Origin of the sequence: Microtetraspora sp. AC03309, assembly GCF_020826795.1 — a bacterium.
Taxonomy (GTDB): domain Bacteria; phylum Actinomycetota; class Actinomycetes; order Streptosporangiales; family Streptosporangiaceae; genus Microtetraspora; species Microtetraspora glauca.
Genome location: NZ_JADDIL010000001.1, coordinates 18,185 through 35,417, shown reverse-complemented (window position 1 = coordinate 35,417; position 17,233 = coordinate 18,185). Strand labels below are relative to the sequence as shown.

Annotated in this window: 19 protein-coding genes; 15 read left to right on the top strand and 4 right to left on the bottom strand. The window is 70.4% G+C overall.

The window, feature by feature from the left end:
- Window positions 1–109 precede the first annotated feature (109 nt).
- The 5 genes from IMZ11_RS00190 (at window position 110) to IMZ11_RS00170 (ending at window position 5,799) form a co-directional block, all read left to right on the top strand.
- Window positions 110–1,675: a DHA2 family efflux MFS transporter permease subunit gene (locus IMZ11_RS00190; RefSeq protein ID WP_228636679.1), complete on the top strand. Its 1,566-nt coding sequence runs from the start codon at window positions 110–112 to the stop codon at window positions 1,673–1,675.
- A 44-nt stretch (window positions 1,676–1,719) separates the two neighbouring features.
- Entirely contained in the window at window positions 1,720–2,022 is a 303-nt protein-coding gene (locus tag IMZ11_RS00185) for a DUF3039 domain-containing protein (RefSeq protein ID WP_228636678.1), read from the top strand.
- Between the two features lie 252 nt (window positions 2,023–2,274).
- Window positions 2,275–3,009 carry a zinc metalloprotease gene (locus IMZ11_RS00180; protein ID WP_228636677.1) on the top strand — a complete coding sequence of 245 codons (735 nt, stop codon included), beginning with the start codon at window positions 2,275–2,277 and terminating at the stop codon, window positions 3,007–3,009.
- 102 nt (window positions 3,010–3,111) lie between these two features.
- Entirely contained in the window at window positions 3,112–3,843 is a 732-nt protein-coding gene (locus IMZ11_RS00175) for a hypothetical protein (RefSeq protein WP_228636676.1), read from the top strand.
- Window positions 3,844–4,047: 204 nt separating this feature from the next.
- Window positions 4,048–5,799: a DEAD/DEAH box helicase gene (locus IMZ11_RS00170; RefSeq protein WP_228636675.1), complete on the top strand. Its 1,752-nt coding sequence runs from the start codon at window positions 4,048–4,050 to the stop codon at window positions 5,797–5,799.
- A gap of 142 nt (window positions 5,800–5,941) precedes the next feature.
- On the opposite strand, the gene IMZ11_RS00165 is transcribed toward IMZ11_RS00170, so the two are convergent.
- The 3 genes from IMZ11_RS00165 to IMZ11_RS00155 form a co-directional block, all read right to left on the bottom strand.
- Complete coding sequence (locus IMZ11_RS00165; protein ID WP_228636674.1) at window positions 5,942–6,520, bottom strand: hypothetical protein; 579 nt, start codon at window positions 6,518–6,520, stop codon at window positions 5,942–5,944.
- A 118-nt stretch (window positions 6,521–6,638) separates the two neighbouring features.
- Entirely contained in the window at window positions 6,639–7,211 is a 573-nt protein-coding gene (locus IMZ11_RS00160) for a nicotinamidase (protein ID WP_228636673.1), read from the bottom strand.
- 63 nt (window positions 7,212–7,274) lie between these two features.
- Window positions 7,275–8,546: a nicotinate phosphoribosyltransferase gene (locus IMZ11_RS00155; protein ID WP_228636803.1), complete on the bottom strand. Its 1,272-nt coding sequence runs from the start codon at window positions 8,544–8,546 to the stop codon at window positions 7,275–7,277.
- A 68-nt stretch (window positions 8,547–8,614) separates the two neighbouring features.
- On the opposite strand from IMZ11_RS00155, the gene clpS reads away from it, so the two are divergent.
- From clpS to IMZ11_RS00130, 5 genes are all read left to right on the top strand, one after another.
- Window positions 8,615–8,884, top strand: a complete 270-nt coding sequence (gene clpS / locus IMZ11_RS00150) for an ATP-dependent Clp protease adapter ClpS (protein WP_061254841.1) — start codon at window positions 8,615–8,617, stop codon at window positions 8,882–8,884.
- A 50-nt stretch (window positions 8,885–8,934) separates the two neighbouring features.
- Entirely contained in the window at window positions 8,935–9,459 is a 525-nt protein-coding gene (locus tag IMZ11_RS00145; RefSeq protein WP_228636672.1) for a DUF2017 domain-containing protein, read from the top strand.
- Between the two features lie 4 nt (window positions 9,460–9,463).
- A complete protein-coding gene (locus tag IMZ11_RS00140) occupies window positions 9,464–9,877 on the top strand; it encodes a Mov34/MPN/PAD-1 family protein (RefSeq protein WP_228636671.1) in 414 nt (137 codons plus the stop codon).
- A gap of 229 nt (window positions 9,878–10,106) precedes the next feature.
- Window positions 10,107–10,385 (top strand): MoaD/ThiS family protein, encoded by a 279-nt coding sequence (locus IMZ11_RS00135; protein WP_061254838.1) that lies wholly within the window; start codon window positions 10,107–10,109, stop codon window positions 10,383–10,385.
- Between the two features lie 16 nt (window positions 10,386–10,401).
- Window positions 10,402–11,349 (top strand): PLP-dependent cysteine synthase family protein, encoded by a 948-nt coding sequence (locus IMZ11_RS00130; RefSeq protein WP_061254837.1) that lies wholly within the window; start codon window positions 10,402–10,404, stop codon window positions 11,347–11,349.
- Between the two features lie 91 nt (window positions 11,350–11,440).
- Here IMZ11_RS00130 and IMZ11_RS00125 read toward each other — a convergent pair whose 3' ends face one another.
- A complete protein-coding gene (locus tag IMZ11_RS00125) occupies window positions 11,441–13,021 on the bottom strand; it encodes a DUF3352 domain-containing protein (protein ID WP_228636670.1) in 1,581 nt (526 codons plus the stop codon).
- A gap of 151 nt (window positions 13,022–13,172) precedes the next feature.
- On the opposite strand from IMZ11_RS00125, the gene IMZ11_RS00120 reads away from it, so the two are divergent.
- The 5 genes from IMZ11_RS00120 (at window position 13,173) to IMZ11_RS00100 (ending at window position 17,080) form a co-directional block, all read left to right on the top strand.
- Window positions 13,173–13,967 (top strand): thioesterase family protein, encoded by a 795-nt coding sequence (locus tag IMZ11_RS00120; RefSeq protein ID WP_228636669.1) that lies wholly within the window; start codon window positions 13,173–13,175, stop codon window positions 13,965–13,967.
- 127 nt (window positions 13,968–14,094) lie between these two features.
- Window positions 14,095–14,949: a glutamate racemase gene (gene murI / locus IMZ11_RS00115; protein WP_228636668.1), complete on the top strand. Its 855-nt coding sequence runs from the start codon at window positions 14,095–14,097 to the stop codon at window positions 14,947–14,949.
- Window positions 14,946–15,698 carry an MBL fold metallo-hydrolase gene (locus tag IMZ11_RS00110; RefSeq protein WP_228636667.1) on the top strand — a complete coding sequence of 251 codons (753 nt, stop codon included), beginning with the start codon at window positions 14,946–14,948 and terminating at the stop codon, window positions 15,696–15,698. Before murI ends, IMZ11_RS00110 begins: the two co-directional genes overlap by 4 nt.
- Window positions 15,699–15,703: 5 nt before the next feature.
- Window positions 15,704–16,420 (top strand): ribonuclease PH, encoded by a 717-nt coding sequence (rph, locus tag IMZ11_RS00105; RefSeq protein ID WP_061255210.1) that lies wholly within the window; start codon window positions 15,704–15,706, stop codon window positions 16,418–16,420.
- A gap of 48 nt (window positions 16,421–16,468) precedes the next feature.
- The gene (locus IMZ11_RS00100; protein WP_228636666.1) at window positions 16,469–17,080 is read left to right on the top strand and encodes an XTP/dITP diphosphatase; all 612 of its coding nucleotides are present in this window, start codon (window positions 16,469–16,471) and stop codon (window positions 17,078–17,080) included.
- Window positions 17,081–17,233 lie beyond the last annotated feature (153 nt).

Below are 17,233 nucleotides of genomic sequence, written 5' to 3'. Positions count from 1 at the left end.
GCTTCATAAGCTGTCATTTGTCACGCTATGCCGGAAAAAAGTGTTTGTCATCTGTCATGGGGTGACATAAGTTACTCCGGTTGACTTCTACTAGGGGGGACTCCCGATCATGGCTCAGGCGTTAGCCGTACCAACCGACGCGTCCGCGGGGCGCGGCAAAGGCCACCCGTGGATGACGCTGCTGGCGGTCTCGCTGGGCGTCATCATGGTGATGCTCGACGGCACCGTGGTGTCGATCGCCAACCCCGTGATCGCTACAGAGCTGAACGCCTCCCTGGAAAGTCTTCAGTGGGTGACCAGCGGCTACCTGCTCGCGCTGGCGGTGTTCCTCATCACCGCGGGCAAGCTCGGTGACCTCTTCGGCCACAAGCGGATCTTCCTGATCGGCGTGGCCGGCTTCGCGTTGACGTCGCTCGCGATCGGCCTCAGTGACACGGTGGGCGCGCTGATCGCGTTCCGCGTGCTGCAGGGATTGTTCGGCGCGATGCTGCAGCCCGCGGCCCTGGCGTTGCTGCGATCCGCCTTCCCCGGCGAGAAGCTGAACATGGCGATGGGTGCGTGGGGTGCGATCATCGGTCTGTCCAGCGCGGGTGGCCCCATCATCGGCGGCCTGCTGGTGGAGAACGTGAGCTGGCAGTCCGTCTTCTTCATCAACGTGCCCGTCGGTGTGATCGCCCTCGCGGTCGGCCTGTGGGTCCTCACGGAGAGCAAGGCCCAGACCCTCTCGAAGGTCGACTGGCTCGGCGTCGTGCTGCTCTCCGGCACGATGTTCTCCCTGGTGTGGGCGATCATCAAGGCTCCGGAGTGGGGCTGGACCGACCCCTGGACGATCCTGTTCCTCGGCGCCACCGTGGTCCTCGGTGCGATCTTCCTGTTCTGGCAGTCCCGGGTGCGTGAGCCTTTGCTGCCGCTCAGCCTGTTCCGCAACCTCTCGGTCTCCATCGGCACCGGCCTGATGATCATGGTCGCGTTCTCGATGTTCGGCGCCATGTTCTTCCTCACGTTCTTCTTCCAGGGCGTGCACGGGTTGTCTCCGATGGACTCCGGGCTCCGGATGCTGCCCATGAGCGCGGGCATGATCGTCGCATCCCCGCTGGCCGGCATCCTGATCGGCAAGCTGGGGCCGAAGGTCACCATCGCGGGCGGCATGCTGGTCACCGCGGTCGCCATGTTCCTGATGTCCCGGCTGGGTGTGGACGCCGCGTTCATCGATACGGCGATCCCGTTCGTCCTGCTCGCCTTCGGCCTCTCGCCGGTCTTCGTCGGCGCCACCGAGATCATCGTCGGCAACGCACCCGAGGATCTCAGCGGTGTCGCGGGCGGCGTGCAGCAGTCCGCCATGCAGGTCGGCGGCGCGCTGGGCACCGCCATCCTGGGCGCCGTCGTGTCGGGCAAGGTCGCGGACGTGTTCGCGGGGCACCTTGGCCCGGCCGCGGCCGCCATTCCGGCGGATCAGTTGGAGGGGCTCAAGGGAGCCGCCGCCGTCGGCATGGCCCCGACCGGGCTTCCCGAGCCGGTGGGCAGCCTGATCGTCAAGGCGTCGCACCTGTCCTTCATGGACGGTCTGCACCTCGGCTTCACCGTGAGCACGGGCGTCGCCGTCCTCGCCGCGATCCTCGCCCTGTTCGTCAAGGCGGGGCGCAAGACCGAGGGCGGCCCGGTCCACATGGGCTGACCGTCACTCCGTACGGCCCTCCGCCCCGTACGGCTTCCATCCTCATGGGTGTGAGCCGACGGGGCGGTTCCCTTTCGCGCGTAAAATCGGTACCCGTGAGCGGTACGAAGATTCTTCCTGAGAGCGACGTCACTCCGAGGCTCTCGCACGGAGACGGCGACCATGAGCGGTTCTCGCACTACGCCGACAAGAACAAGATCACCGAGAGCATGGTGACCGGCACGCCGGTCCGAGCCCTCTGCGGCAAGATCTGGGTGCCCAGCCGGGATCCGAAGAAGTACCCCGTCTGCCCGGAATGCAAGGAAATCTACGAGGGCCTGCCCAAGGGAGAGCCCTCCGGCGAGTGAGTGTCGATCCGGGATGACCGCTCCCGGTGCGGCTAGCGTCAGCTGTCTGTCTGACCAGTCGTATCGGGGGAGCGAATGGCCCGGCGCACGATCGCCGTCTTTTTGGCATGTCTGTTCACGGTGTGCGGGGTTCCCGCCGAAAGCCGCGCCGGTGTCGCCGGGACCAGGAGTGAGTGCCGCACCAGGCCGCACCCTCCGGCGCCGGCGCGGCTGGCGGAACCACGTGCCCCGAAAGCACTCCAGATCAGCCGCATGTCCGCCGATCTCCGTCGCCGCCTCGCGGGGGCCCGGGACCGGCGCGGCAGCAGGACCGTCCAGTCGGTCACCGTGCCGCTGTGGGTGCACGTCATCAAGGACGGCGCGCTCGGCGCGCCCGACGCCGCCGTCAAGCAGCAGGTCGCCGCGCTCAACGCGGCCTACGGCGGCAAGGTCGGCGGTGCGGACACCGGCTTCCGCTTCGATCTCAAGGGCATCACCCACACCGCGAACGCCCAGTGGTTCCGCGATCCCGTGGCGTACGAGGAGCCGATGAAGCGGAAGCTCCGGACCGGCGGGCCGGAGACGCTGAACCTCTATCTGGCCCAGCTCAGCCAGCTCGTCCTCGGTTACGCGACCTACCCGTACTGGTACAAGGAAGAGCCGCAGCTGGACGGGGTGGTGATCGACTGGCGCAGCATGCCCGGAGGCCCGCTGGCCAACTTCAACCGGGGATACACGGCGGTGCACGAGATCGGTCACTGGTTCGGGCTGCTGCACACCTTCGAGAACGGCTGCAACGAGCCGGGCGACTTCGTGGCCGACACGCCCGCCGAGGGGTCGCCGGGCTCCGGCTGCCCCCAGCGCAGGGACTCGTGCCCGGCGCCGGGAGACGACCCGATCCACAACTTCATGGACTACGGCTACGACCGGTGCATGTCCGAGTTCACCGCCGGTCAGGCGGCTCGGATGTACGAGATGTGGACGACCTACCGCCAGTCGCGTCTGTGAGCTTTCGGCGGCGAATGTCGGCATTTCCGTTGACGGGCGGCCGGAGCCGTGAGTAACTCCTGATCAGCGCTCGTGCCGCCGGGCGCCGTTTCAGGAGGCGCCGTGGACGATGAGTGGACGCGCCGGGTGTGGCCGCCCGCCACCCGCGACGATGCCGCCCGAAGCGACGCCGCCCGAGGTGGCGTGATCAGAGGCGACGCGGTGCGGGACGGGCCCGATGAGGACCTGCCCCCGTCCGCCCGTTGGTACGGCACGCCGGCCCCGCCCCCGCGTCGTATGCCGCGCTGGGTGGTGCGTCTGATCGTCGGCACCCTCGCCTCGGCCGCGGCCGGCACGGTGATCGGCGTGCTGGTCGTCACCGTCATGAGCCGCGCGGAGGGCCGGCCCTCCGGTACGGTCACGGACCCGCTCGCCGGGGTCGCGTACGACCTGCCGTCCGGCTGGCAGGAGGCCGTCGTCGCTCCGGTGACCGGATTCACGTCCGCGGCCGTCAACGACGGCAGGGTGGCGGTGATGGCCCGGCGAGGGGAGCGGGCCGACCCGGCGGACCCCCGCCCGGCGGTGGTAGGGCTGACCGACGTGTACGCGCGACTGCTGCTCCACGGGGACAAGATCGATGTGGTGGACGACCGGGCGGTGACCGCGGGGTCCCGTCGCGGCTACACCAGGGCCCTGCGCGCGGAGTACCGGGACACCGTGAACGAGCCGGCCTTCCTCCGGGTGACGCTGCTGCTGGACGCCGAGGGCGCGAGCACGGTGCTCCTGGGCATGGCCCATCCTGACGAGCCCGCCTCTCGGGCGGACATCGACGCCCTCATGGCGGGTGTGCGCTGACCACCGCCGAGCAGGCGGGAGCACCTGTGAGGCATGTCTCATCGGCGGCCCGGTCGTGCGGAAGGCCGTAGCACAACGGGCTGATCCTCACCAGGATCTCGGTTGGTCGGCACGTCTTGTCGGTCGATCCGACTACTCTGAGGTCACTGTGAGGGAGCGAACCGATAGATACAGCATTGTTCCTACGGGATCGGGGAGGCGTCGTTGAGCGTATCCGCCGCATCGCATCTCTCGCCTTCCTATCCCGACAGAGCCGCCTGGGGCACCGCGCCCAAGTTGCGCGCGTGGCAGCAGGAGGCGTTCGACCTCTACTTCCAGCGTGACCGGAGGGATTTCCTCACCGTCGCGACACCGGGTGCGGGAAAGACCACCTACGCGCTGCGCATCGCCAGCGAGCTGCTCTCCAAGGGCGTCATCCGGGCCGTGACCATCGTCACCCCGACCGAGCACCTCAAGCGGCAGTGGGCCGACGCGGCCGGCCGGGTCGGCATCGGCATCGACCCCGAGTTCAAGAACAGCCAGGGCGCGACCTCCCGTGACTACACCGGCGTCGCGATCACCTACGCCCAGGTGTCGATGCATCCGGCGTTGCACCGGGCGCGTACGGAGGCCCGCAAGACGCTGGTCATCTTCGACGAGGTCCACCACGCGGGCGACGCCAAGTCGTGGGGTGACGGCGTCCGTGAGGCGTTCGAGCCTGCCACCAGACGGCTGGCGCTGACCGGCACGCCGTTCCGCTCCGACGACAGCCCCATCCCGTTCGTCACGTACGTCGAGGACGGCGACGGCGCCCTGCGCAGCGCCTCCGACTACTCCTACGGGTACGGCCCGGCGCTGGCCGACGGGGTCGTCCGTCCGGTCATCTTCCTGGCGTACTCCGGCGAGATGAAGTGGCGCACGCGGGCGGGCGACGAGATCGCCGCCACGCTCGGCACCCCGTTGACCAAGGACCAGCTCTCCCAGGCGTGGCGGGCCGCGCTCGATCCCAAGGGCGACTGGATCCGCCAGGTCATCCACGCGGCCGACCGGCGGCTCACCGAGGTGCGCCGCGGGGTGCCCGACGCCGGGGGCCTGGTCATCGCCTCCGATCACGAGTCGGCCCGCGCGTACGCCCGGCACATCAGGACCGTGTCCGGTGAGGGGGCCGTCGTCGTCCTCTCCGACGATCCGGGCGCGTCCAAGAAGATCAAGGATTTCTCCGCCTCCGAGGCGCGGTGGCTGGTCGCGGTCCGGATGGTGTCCGAGGGCGTCGACATCCCTCGGCTCGCCGTCGGCGTCTACGCCACCAGCATCTCGACGCCGCTGTTCTTCGCCCAGGCCGTCGGGCGCTTCGTCCGGGCGCGCAAGCGGGGCGAGATGGCATCGGTCTTCGTGCCGTCCGTGCCGGTCCTGATGGGGCTCGCCGCCGAGATGGAGGAGGAGCGCGACCACGTCCTCGGCCGTTCGCAGCCCGAGGACGGGCTGGACGACTCCCTGCTCGAACGGGCGCAGCAGGATCGTAAGCAGCCCGACGCGCTCGGGGACGAGTTGCCGTTCCAGACGCTGGAGGCGTCCGCGACCTTCGACCGGGTGCTGTTCGACGGTGGCGAGTTCGGCACCTCCGCCGCCCCCGGGTCGCCGGAGGAGGAGGACTTCATCGGCCTCCCCGGGCTGCTCGAACCCGACCAGGTTGCCTCCCTCCTGCGCAGGCGGCAGGCCGACCAGCAGGCGGCGAAGCGGCGGAAGAGCACCACGGAGGAGGCGCCCGCGCTCGCCCCGCACGAGCAGATCCACGAGCTGCGCAAGGAGCTCAACGGGCTCGTCGGCGCGTGGAACCATCGCACCGGCCAGCCGCACGGCGTCATCCACGCCGAGTTGCGCCGGTCCTGCGGCGGTCCCGCCATCGCGCAGGCGTCGGCCGACCAGATCAAGGAGCGGATCGCCATGATCCGCAAGTGGGCCACCCAGCGGAGGTGACGCCCGCCCCGGCGGCGCGGCGCGGATCCGGATCGCGCGCCGCGTCCCGCCGGGTCCTGATCGTCCGCCAGGGTCCGATCATCCCGCCAGATCCCGCCGAATCCCGATCGTCCCGCCAGGTCCACATCGAGCCGGGTCCCGATCAGCCGGCCGAGCGCCTTTCCGGGATGTGGTGACCGGTGCGGCCGTCCACGGCCACGTACCGCTGGCCCGGCCGCAGCGGAGGCATGAGCGCGAGGTCGAGCGCCGCGCGCCCTTCGGAGACGCGCACGGGCAGCGTCCGGGACTCCCTGCCCTGGACGTCGCCGCCGCCCGCCGCGCCCTCGTCCAGCCAGATCCGCACCCGCCTCCCGGCGCGCTGGAACGTCACGGTCGCCGTCTCGCACTGCTGGGGCGACGCCGTCCAGTAGATCGTCAGGCCGCGCACGCCCTGGTGCCGACGTTGCGACAGCCGTACGGACTCGGGGGCGGGGGTGCGGGTCGCGCAGGCGGGAGACCTGGGAGAAGCCGCGGGGGCGGGAGCGGCCGCGACGGGAGCCGTCCCCGGCAGGTCGGGCGGAGGCTGCTCCATCCAGCCGACCGTCAGCGTGGTCGCCTCCAGCGCCGCCAGCGTCAGCACGCCGGTGACGCGCGCGAGCCTGGACTGCTCGCGGCCGAACAGCCGCCAGATGCAGACAGGGGTGAGGACGAGCCAGGACAGCCCGAGCAGAAACGCGAACATCGACGCCGCCAATCGCGAGGAGTTGTCACTCTACGTAGCACACCTCTCGCACGGCGTGTCGGTCGAATCGAACATTTACCGGCCGCCCGGCACACGTGACACCCGGCGGGGGAGTGTGTCAGCCGCGCACCACGGGCGTTCCGGTGAGCCGGACTCCGGCCCGCTCCAGCTCGGCGAGCGCCGCCTCGGTGGTCTCCGGCGCCACGCCCGCGGTGAGGTCCAGCAACACCTGTACGGCGAAGCCGTCGCGGACCCCGTCCACGGCCGTCGCGCGTACGCAGTGGTCGGTCGCGATGCCCACGACGTCAAGGGATTCCACGCCCCGGTCGCGGAGCCAGCCCGCCAGGCCGGTGCCGTCGTCTGCGACGCCCTCGAAACCGCTGTACGCCGCCGCGTGGGCGCCCTTGCTGAACACCTCCTCGATCGGGGCGACGTCGAGCGCCGGATGGAAACCGGCGCCCGCCGTGCCCGCGACGCAGTGCGCGGGCCAGGTGTCCACGTAGTCGGGCCGCTCGGCGAAGTGCGCCCCGGGATCGATGTGGTAGTCGCGGGTCGCCACCACATGGTCGTAGCCGTGCCGTCGCGCGTGCCGTCCGATCGCGGCGGCCACCTCGGCGCCGCCTCCCACCGCGAGGCTGCCGCCCTCGCAGAAGTCGTTCTGCACGTCCACGATGATGAGCGCGGATTTCATGCGAAACAGCCTAAAGCGATCGCGAGGAGACCGGCGTCGTCCTCATGCGCCGGTCCCTCGCGATCAACTGAAGATAGTAGGGATCGCGGCGTCTCCGGGGGAGAGGCTGTGCGCCATCGTCGGCAATTCGGCCACGGTCGCGCGGTGGCGGACCCTCGCGTCCCCCAGCGGCTCGCGGCCGACGATCTCGCCGTCCCTGACGAGTTCCGCGAGCAGCGGCCGGTGCCGTCCCCCGGCGGGTTCGAGGGTCACGACCTCGGTGACGGCCGTGCCGCCCTCGACCGCGCGGTAGGCCCATTTCCGGCCGCCCCTGCTCGGCTTGCCCACCGACTGCTTGGCCACCGGCCGCAGCACCCCTCCGGCGTCCTCGCGGGCGACCAGCTTGTAGACGAAGTTCGCCGTGGGATGGCCGGATCCGGTGACGACGGAGGTGCCGACGCCGTACCCGTCGACCGGGGCGGCGGCGAGCGCGGCGATGGCGAACTCGTCGAGGTCGCCGGTCACGACGATCCGCGTCCGGTTGGCGCCGAACGCGTCGAGGATCCGCCGCACTTCCAGTGCGACCTCGCCCAGGTCGCCTGAGTCGATCCGCACGGCGCCGAGGTCCGGCCCGGCCAGTTCGACCGCCGTGCGCACCGCCTTCGCGACGTCGTACGTGTCGACGAGCAGGGTCGTGCCGACGCCGAGCGAGTCGAGCTGGGCGCGGAAGGCGTCCTCCTCGGAGTCGTGCAGCAGCGTGAACGCGTGCGCGGCGGTGCCCGCCGTGGGCACGCCGTACACGTGCCCGGCCATCAGGTTGGAGGTGGAACCGAAGCCGCAGAGATAGGCGGCGCGCGCCGCGGCGACGGCCGCGAACTCGTGGGTGCGGCGGGAGCCCATCTCGATGATCGGGCGCTTGCCCGCGGCCTGGACCATGCGCGAGGCCGCCGAGGCGACCGCGCAGTCGTGGTTGAGGATCGACAGGACCAGGGTCTCCAGCAGGACCGCCTCGGCGAACGTGCCCTCCACCACCATGACAGGGGAGCCGGGGAAATAGGACTCGCCTTCGCGGTAGCCGTACACCTGACCGGAGAAGCGGTAGCCGGCGAGGAACTCCAGGGTGGGCTCGTCGACGACGCGGGCGGCACGCAGGAAGTCCAGCTCCTCCGGGCCGAACCGGAAGTTCTCCAGGGCGTCGAGCACGCGGGCCGTCCCCGCGACCACTCCGTAACGCCGCCCGCCGGGCAGGCGGCGGGCGAAGACCTCGAAGACGGCCCGGCGGTGCGCGGCTCCTCCGGCGAGGGCCGCCTGCAACATGGTCAGTTCGTAGTGATCGGTGAGCAAGGCGCTGCTCATGGGGATCTGCACGTGTCGAGACTACGGCGGGCGTGGTGCAGGATGGTTACGTGGGTGGTACCGCTCCGATGGAGGTCGAACGTCCGGCGATGGACGTGCGGCCCGAGCTTCCGTGGCTGACGATCGTCTGGAACGACCCGGTCAATCTCATGTCGTACGTCACCTATGTCTTCCAGACCGTGTTCGGCTACCCGCGCGAGAAGGCGGAGAAGCTGATGATGGACGTGCACCACAAGGGCAAGGCGGTGGTCGCCAGCGGCAGCCGCGAGGAGATGGAGCGGGACGTCCAGATCCTGCACTCCTACGGCCTGTGGGCCACCGTCCAGCGGGACTCCTGAGAGGCGTGCCCCACATTGAGCGACCAGATGAGCACGGAACGGGGTGACCTGTGAGCGCCGGCTTCACGGCCGCGGGTGAGGGCGTGTCGATCACGCTGGACGCCGGAGAGGCGTCCGTGCTCAGCTCGCTGGTCTCGCAGATCCTCGGCCTCGTCGAGCCGGGGGTGACGGGGGACGACCCGCTGGAGCGGGCGCTCGGCATCGGATCGGGCAGCGCACCGTCGGATCCCGTGCTGGCCCGCCTGTTCCCCTCGGCGTACGCCGAGGACGAGAAGGCGTCCGAGGAGTTCCGCCGCTACACCGAGGCGACGCTGCGCGAGGGCAAGCGCGCCGACGCGCAGACGCTGCTGGACACGGCGGAGCCGGGGGTGCTCAAGCTCACTCCCGAGCAGGGGCAGGCGTGGCTGCGTGCCCTCAACGACGTGCGGCTCGCGCTCGGTGTCAGGCTCGGAGTGACGGAGCAGATCCACGACGAGATGGCGGAGATGTCGGAGGAGGATCCGCGCTATCCGGCTCTGGCGATCTACGAGTGGCTGACCTACCTCCAGGACACTCTCGTACGTGCCCTATGGTGAGGCCATGCTGACGATCTCACGGGAGCTGGCGGACGCGATCGTGGCCCACGCGCGGGCGGATCACCCGGATGAGGCGTGCGGCGTGGTCGCCGGGCCCGCCGGCTCCGACCGGCCCGAGCGGTTCGTCCCGATGGAGAACGCCGAGCGTTCTCCGACGTTCTACCGGTTCGACTCGATGGAGCAGTTCCGGGTGTGGCGGGAGATGGACGACAGGGACGAGGAGCCCGTCGTCATCTATCACTCGCACACCGCGACGGAGGCGTACCCCTCCCGGACGGACGTGTCCTACGCGTCCGAGCCGAACGCCCACTACGTACTCGTCTCGACGGCCACCGACGACGTGGAGTTCCGGTCCTACCGGATCGTGGACGGCGTCATAACGGAGGAGCAGGTCAAGATCGTGGAGGCGTACGGCTAGACTGGCCGCATGCCTTTTGATGACGTCCGCCCCGGGCTGTCGTCGGCTGTCCTCCCGGGTCGAATGTGTCCCGGATCTCCCGTGCAGAAGTTCCTCTTCGCGCACACCCCTTCTGTCGTCGTCTACGACTGTCGCTGAGTTCCCCTCCGGAATCGCCGCGCGCCCACCCCTGTTCCAATGAGGTGGGCCGTTCACCATGACGACCACTGATCAAGGAGACTGACCCGCGATGGCCATCGAGGTCCGCATTCCGACCATCCTTCGCACCTACACCGGCGGCGCCAAGGCCGTGGACGCCACGGGCGCGACCCTGGAAGAGCTGATCGGCGACCTGGAGTCGCGTCACCCGGGCCTGAAGGACCGCCTGGTGGACGACGCCGGGCTGCGCCGCTTCGTCAACGTCTATCTCAACGACGAGGACGTCCGGTTCCTCGGCGGCCTGGGCACCCCGGTCGCCGACGGTGACACGGTGACGGTGCTGCCCGCCGTCGCCGGTGGCGCCCGCTAGGCGAGAGCCGTACATCATGCGTTTCGACTCACTGATCGACTCGGTCGGTCGCACACCCCTGGTGGGCCTGCCGCGTCTGTCCCCTTCGGACGACGTGCGGATCTGGGCCAAGCTGGAGGATCGCAACCCGACCGGGTCGATCAAGGACCGGCCCGCGCTGTGGATGGTCGAGCAGGCGGAGAAGGACGGCCTCCTCACCCCGGGCTGCACCATCCTGGAGCCGACCTCGGGCAACACCGGCATCTCGCTGGCGATGTCCGCCCGGCTCAAGGGATACAAGCTGATCTGCGTCATGCCGGAGAACACCTCCGAGGAGCGCCGCCAGCTGCTGCGGATGTGGGGCGCGGAGATCATCTCCTCACCCGCGGCGGGCGGGTCCAACGAGGCGGTCCGGGTCGCCAAGGGGCTCGCCGCCGAGCATCCCGACTGGGTGATGCTCTACCAGTACGGCAACCCGGCCAACTGGCGGTCCCATTACGAGTCGACCGGTCCGGAGATCTTCGAGGATCTGCCGACAGTGACCCACTTCGTGGCGGGGCTCGGCACCACGGGCACGCTCATGGGCGTCGGGCGCTACCTCCGGGAGAAGGTCCCCGATGTCAAGATCGTCGCGGCCGAGCCGAGGTACGGCGAGCTCGTCTACGGCCTGCGCAACGTCGACGAGGGATTCGTCCCCGAGCTGTATGACGCCTCGGTGCTGACCACGCGGTTCTCCGTGACGTCGGCCGACGCCCTGCGCCGTACGCGGGAGCTGCTCGCGACCGAGGGCATCTTCGCCGGCATCTCCACCGGCTGCGCCCTGCACGCCGCCCTGGGTATGGCGCGCAAGGCCGTGGAGGCGGGGGAGCGGGCCGACATCGTGTTCGTCGTCGCCGACGGCGGCTGGAAGTACCTGTCCACCGGGGCGTACGAGGGCACTCTCGACGAGGCGGAGGACCGCCTCGAAGGCCAGCTCTGGGCCTGATCCGTCGCGCCGCCGCGACCGCGGCGTCCAGATGTGCCGAGGGCCGGTCCCGATCATCGGGACCGGCCCTCCGGGTCGCGTCGGACAGGCGTCAGTTGAACAGGACGCGGAGCGTGAATCCGGCGTTGTCGGCGGAGGCCCGGCCGCTCAGGCCCACCGCGCGCAGCACCTCGGCGTTGGCCCTCTCCTCACCTCGCAGGCCGTCGAGATAGAGGCTCTCGATCTTGTCGAGGTCGGCGTACAAGCCGAAGGTCGCGTTCTCGGCGCCGGGCATCGCCAGCTGGAACGTCTCGCTGTCGGCGAGTGTGCCCTGCCCGGAGAGCTTGTTCGCGTAGTCCTGCGACGTCGCCACGACCAGCTTGCCGTCCCCTTCGACCTTGACGAGCTGCGGTGCCACTCCGCCGCCGGCGGCGGACGCCTCCAGCTTGGCCAGGACCTCCCGCGCCTTGGCCGGGTCGGTCCGCAGCACCACGCCCCCGTTCGGCTGGTCGCTGTTCAGGCCCTCCCCGTCCACGGCCACGGTGATGCTCTTGCCGAGCAGCGTGACCAGGTCGTCGGGCAGCGTGAGGCCGTACTCCGCGCCGGACTCGGTGAGCGACCGGCCGCCTGAGCCGGCGGCGTCCGCCGCCTTCTGGAGCTTCGCCCACTGGTCGCGCACGATGTCGCCCAGCCCGGAGATCCCCGCCGCGCCCGCGGTCGTGGCGGGCAGTTCGCCCAGCTTGACGGGCTCGGTCTCCGGCGTCTTCACGTCCATGCCGCGGGCGAACCCGGTCAGCTCGGCGTAGTCGTCGCCGAACCGGAGGGCTCCGGTGAATCGGGCATTGCGGACGAGATCCATGGTGTCCGGGTCCTGCTCCGTGCCCGCGACCTTGGCGATCGCGCCGAGGTCGGCCCAGAAGGACAGCACGCCCGGCTCGCCGAGCGCGTCGAGATCGCCGGTGAACCGCTCGTTCTCCGACAGCGGCGTCGCCTTGGCGTACCGGTCGGCCTCTTCCTGGGTGTCCGCGATGATCGCGTATCCCTCGCGGAACGCGACGCCGGTCTTCGTCCGCTCCGGTGTCGAGTCCAGCTTGGCGATGCCCGCCAGGGCCGCTTCCTCGTCCTTGACCTGGATGGCCACGACCATGCCCGGCTCCGCGCCATCCTGGGCCGGAGGAAGGACGGCGGCGCCGATCCGGTCGCCGAGCCAGGGCTCGACGTCCTTGGCGTAGTCGAGCTCGGTGAACTCGCCGGCGTCCTTGCGCATCGTCTCGAACAGGGCCTTGCGCGGGTCGTCCCCGGCGAAGCTCTCCTTGGTGGCGGAGAACTTGCGGGCGATGTTGAACAGCGCGATCTTCTGGTTGGCCGCGGGGTCGAGGTCGAGCCGCACGTACGCCACCGCGTTGCCGGGCAGCACCTCGTCGGGCTGGGTGCCACCGCCGCTGAGCATGCTCGCCGCCCACACGCCGCCCCCGCCGACGACGCCCACGAGGACCGCCGCGACCAGCGCGATGATCCAGCCGCGACCGCGCTTCGCGGGGGCGGCCGGGGGTGTGACTGTGGGCCCGAGCTCCTCCGGGTACGGCCACTGCCGGGTATGCGCGTCATTCGAAGGCTGCGGCCGCGGCGTCCGGTACGAGATCGTCTGATCAGGGTCCTGTCCCGGAGGGAATGGGGGGATATCGGCAGGCATGTCTCTCTCACATATCCGGTGACAGCTTGGCAATCTTGACCGTAAGCCCCAACGGTAGCGAAATGCTTGCACTTCGCTTGACCCGAAGCATGGCCGATTCGGATGGGCCGTTAAGGTACTCACTAGAACAACATTCGGGAGGCGGGGCGCGGTGACCAAATTCGACGAGGCGACGCAGGCGATCAGGGTGGACGAATCGACCTATGACGTCTGCCTCGACGACGGATACGCGATCGGCGGTCCCCTGAACGGCGGCTACCTGATGGCGGTGATGCTGCGCGCGGTGGCGGACGCCTCCCCGCACGCCCACCCCGTCTCGACCTCCGCCCAGTTCCTCCGCGCCCCCGCCCCCGGACCGGCCAGGGTCAGGCTGGAGCGGCTCAAGACGGGCCGGACCGCGACCATGACACGGGCCACGCTCGTCCGCGACGGCGAGCGGTACATCGACATGCAGGTCACGTCGGCCGACCTCGACGGGGACGCCGCGCCGCACTGGTCGGCCACCCCGGAGATCTCCATGCCCGACCGGGCCGACTGCGTACGGTTCCCGAGCCCCAAGCCCGAGTCGAACATGACGCTGAGCGCGCAGATCGAGCTGCTGTTCGACCCGAGCTCGATCGGGTGGCTACGCGGGGCGCCCAGTGGCCGTCCGGAGTCGCGCGCGTACTTCCGGATGGCCGAACCGCAGGACCCCGACCCGTACGTGCTCGCACTGGCCGTGGACGCGCTCCCGCCCGTCGTCTTCTCGGCCGGGGCCAGGGGATGGGCGCCGACGGTCGAGCTGACCTGGCACCTGCGGGCGCTGCCCGCCCCCGGCTGGTTGACCCTCCTCGGCAGCGGCAGGCTGATCAGCGACGGCTGGTTCGACGAGGAGGTCGAGGTCTGGGACTCGGCCGGCCGTCTGGTCGCCCAGTCACGCCAGCTCGCCCGCGTCGGCCGCGGCTGATCCGCAGCTCATGTGGGCGAGCGGGGAGAAGCACGGGAACGACCGGCGGAGCCGGGCGCGAATCGCCCGGCAGTGTGAGCATTCTTACCGTGAGTGAATGGGGGCCGGTCCCCTAATCTTGGGACTCATGCCGGAGAACAGCAGGGCGATCGGGATCTTCGACAGCGGCGTGGGCGGCCTCACGGTCGCCCGCGCGATCATCGATCAGCTGCCGCACGAACCGATCGTTTACGTGGCCGACACCGCGCGCCAGCCGTACGGGCCGAAGGCGATCGCCGAGGTCCGCAGGTACGCCCTTGAGGTCATGGACCACCTGGTCGAGCACGACGTGAAGATGCTCGTGATCGCCTGCAACAGCGCCAGCGCCGCCGTGCTGCGGGACGCACGGGAGCGGTACGACGTCCCGGTCGTCGAGGTCATCCAGCCGGCGACCCGCCGGGCCGTGCGCGCGACGCGGAACGGCAAGGTCGGCGTGATCGGCACGCGGGCCACGATCGCGTCGATGGCCTACCACGACGCGTTCGCCGCCGCCCCCGACGTCGAGCTGATCGGAGTGCCCGCGCCCCTGCTCGTGGACTTCGTCGAGCGTGGCGAGACGATGAGTGACGAGCTCATCGAGGTGATCCGCGGATACCTCAAACCGATCCAGGACGCGGGCTGCGACACGCTGATCCTCGGCTGCACCCACTATCCCCTGCTCACCGGCGCGGTCTCGTACGTCGCCGGTGACGGCGTCACGCTGGTGTCCAGCGCCGAGGAGACGGCCAAGGACGTCTACCGAATCCTGCACGATCGGGGCCTGCCCCGGCCGCCGGGGGAGCCGCCGCGGCACATCTTCCGCGCCACGGGGGAGACAGCCCTGTTCGAGCAGCTCGGCAGGCGCTTCCTCGGCCCGGAGATCCAGGCGGTGGAGCTCGCGCCGATGGGCGACGGCTCCGATGACGGTCGGGGCGACGGCTCCGGTGACGGGAGGCTCCGGTGAAGCTGACGATCATCGGCTGCTCGGGCAGCTTTCCCGGGCCCGACAGCCCCGCCTCCTGCTACCTCCTGGAGGCCGACGGCTTCCGCATGTTGCTGGACTTCGGCAACGGGGCGCTCGGCGCGCTGCAGCGGCACATCGGCCTCTACGACGTGGACGCCGTCTGCCTGTCCCACCTGCACGCCGACCACTGCCTCGACCTGTGTTCCTACCACGTCGTACGGACGTACTCGCCGGACGGGCCGCTGCCGAAGGTGCCGGTGTACGCCCCGGCCGACGCCTCGCGCCGGCTCAACTCGGCCTACGCGATGCCGGACGAGCCGGTGATGGAGAGCTCCTTCGAGTTCGTACGGCTCCAGCCCGGCGTGCGGCGGATCGGCCCGTTCGAGGTGGCGACGGCGCTGATGAACCATCCGGTCGAGACATACGGCTTCCGCGTCTCCCATGGGGGACGTTCCGTGGCGTACTCCGCGGACACGGGCGAGTCGGCCGACCTGGTCACGCTGGCCCGCGACGCGGACCTGCTGCTGTGCGAGGCGTCGTTCCTCGAAGGGCCGGGCGTCCGGCCCGACATCCACCTCACCGGGCGGCAGGCGGCCGAGCACGCGGCCAGGGCGGAGGCGGGAACGCTCGTGCTGACCCACCTCGTGCCGTGGTACGACCCGGAGCGGATCCTCGGTGACGCGGCCGCCGGGGGCTTCCGCGGCAGGACGGAGTTGGCCCGAAGCGGTGCGGTATATGACCTAGGGTGAGCGTCATGGCTCGTGCAGACGGACGTCGACCCGATCAGCTTCGCCCCGTGACGATCACCCGGAACTGGCTCGCCCACGCCGAGGGTTCCGTGCTCGTCGAGTTCGGCGGCACCAAGGTGCTCTGCGCCGCGACGGTGGAGGCCGGTGTGCCCCGCTGGCGCAAGGGCAGCGGCCTGGGCTGGGTCACCGCCGAGTACGCCATGCTGCCCCGCTCGACGAACACCCGCAGCGATCGTGAGTCGGTCCGGGGCAGAATCGGCGGGCGGACGCACGAGATCTCCCGCCTGATCGGCCGCTCGCTGCGCGCCTGCGTGGACTACAAGGCGCTCGGGGAGAACTCCGTCCTCCTGGACTGTGACGTGCTGCAGGCGGACGGCGGCACCCGAACCGCCGCCATCACCGGCGCCTACGTCGCCCTCGCCGACGCGGTCGCCTGGATGCGCGGCAAGAAGATGTGCCCCGGCAACCCGCTGGTCGACTCGGTGGCCGCCGTATCGGTCGGCGTCGTCGGGGCCGTGCCGATGCTCGACCTGTGCTACGTCGAGGACGTCAAGGCCGAGACCGACATGAACGTGGTGATGACCGGCAAGGGCGACTTCGTGGAGGTCCAGGGCACCGCCGAGGGTGTGCCCTTCGACCGCGCCGCGCTGGACGGCCTGCTCGACCTGGCCGCCGCCGGCTGCGCGGAGCTCACCCGCATCCAGGCCGAATCGCTCGCCTGACCCGCTGGAACGGCCCGGCTGCGACCAGCCGGTAGCAAGGGAGAAACGATGCACAAGGTGGTCCTGGCCACGCGGAACGCCGGGAAGGTCGCCGAGCTCCGCCGGATTCTGGCCGAGTCCGGCGCGCCGGTCGAGCTCCTGGGGATGGACTCCTTCCCCCAGATCGCGGACGTCGCCGAGACCGGCCTCACGTTCGCCGAGAACGCCCTGCTGAAGGCACACGCCGTGGCCTCCGAGAGCGGCCTGCCCGCGATCGCGGATGACAGCGGGCTCTGCGTGGACGCGCTGAACGGCATGCCGGGTATCTTCTCGGCCAGGTGGTCCGGGTTCCACGGGGACGACAAGGCCAACCTCGACCTCCTGCTCGCCCAGGTCTCCGACGTGCCCGACGGGCGCCGCCAGGCGCACTTCGCCTGCACGGCGGCGCTCGCGCTGCCCTCGGGGGAGGAGCATGTCGTCGAGGGCATGATTGAGGGGTTCCTGATCCGCGAGCCGCGCGGCACCAACGGCTTCGGCTACGACCCGATCTTCGTGCCGGAGGGCGAGACCCGGACGACCGCCGAGCTGTCGCCCGAGGAGAAGGACGCGATCAGCCACCGCGGCCGGGCCTTCCGCGTGCTCGCGGCCGACCTGCCCGGTCTGCTGCTGGCGTCTTCCTGACCGTGTTCCGGCGCGCTGCTGCGGTCGTCTTCCTGACCGTGTTCCGGCGTGCCGCCGCTGCCGTCCCCCTCACCGATCCCGGCGCGCTACCGCTTCCCTCGTGGCCGGGTCCGGCGCGGATTCCCGCCCGGTCTCCCGGTCCCGGACGCGGAG

Bases quoted from the DNA above. Each gene is read 5' to 3' on its own strand.
- IMZ11_RS00190 (WP_228636679.1), top strand. From the start codon at position 110: ATGGCTCAGGCGTTAGCCGTACCAACCGACGCGTCCGCGGGGCGCGGC.
- IMZ11_RS00185 (WP_228636678.1), top strand. From the start codon at position 1,720: ATGGGTGTGAGCCGACGGGGCGGTTCCCTTTCGCGCGTAAAATCGGTA.
- IMZ11_RS00180 (WP_228636677.1), top strand. From the start codon at position 2,275: ATGTCCGCCGATCTCCGTCGCCGCCTCGCGGGGGCCCGGGACCGGCGC.
- IMZ11_RS00165 (WP_228636674.1), bottom strand. From the start codon at position 6,520: ATGTTCGCGTTTCTGCTCGGGCTGTCCTGGCTCGTCCTCACCCCTGTC.
- IMZ11_RS00160 (WP_228636673.1), bottom strand. From the start codon at position 7,211: ATGAAATCCGCGCTCATCATCGTGGACGTGCAGAACGACTTCTGCGAG.
- IMZ11_RS00155 (WP_228636803.1), bottom strand. From the start codon at position 8,546: ATGAGCAGCGCCTTGCTCACCGATCACTACGAACTGACCATGTTGCAG.
- clpS (WP_061254841.1), top strand. From the start codon at position 8,615: ATGGAGGTCGAACGTCCGGCGATGGACGTGCGGCCCGAGCTTCCGTGG.
- IMZ11_RS00140 (WP_228636671.1), top strand. From the start codon at position 9,464: ATGCTGACGATCTCACGGGAGCTGGCGGACGCGATCGTGGCCCACGCG.
- IMZ11_RS00135 (WP_061254838.1), top strand. From the start codon at position 10,107: ATGGCCATCGAGGTCCGCATTCCGACCATCCTTCGCACCTACACCGGC.
- IMZ11_RS00130 (WP_061254837.1), top strand. From the start codon at position 10,402: ATGCGTTTCGACTCACTGATCGACTCGGTCGGTCGCACACCCCTGGTG.
- IMZ11_RS00125 (WP_228636670.1), bottom strand. From the start codon at position 13,021: ATGCCTGCCGATATCCCCCCATTCCCTCCGGGACAGGACCCTGATCAG.
- murI (WP_228636668.1), top strand. From the start codon at position 14,095: ATGCCGGAGAACAGCAGGGCGATCGGGATCTTCGACAGCGGCGTGGGC.
- rph (WP_061255210.1), top strand. From the start codon at position 15,704: ATGGCTCGTGCAGACGGACGTCGACCCGATCAGCTTCGCCCCGTGACG.
- IMZ11_RS00100 (WP_228636666.1), top strand. From the start codon at position 16,469: ATGCACAAGGTGGTCCTGGCCACGCGGAACGCCGGGAAGGTCGCCGAG.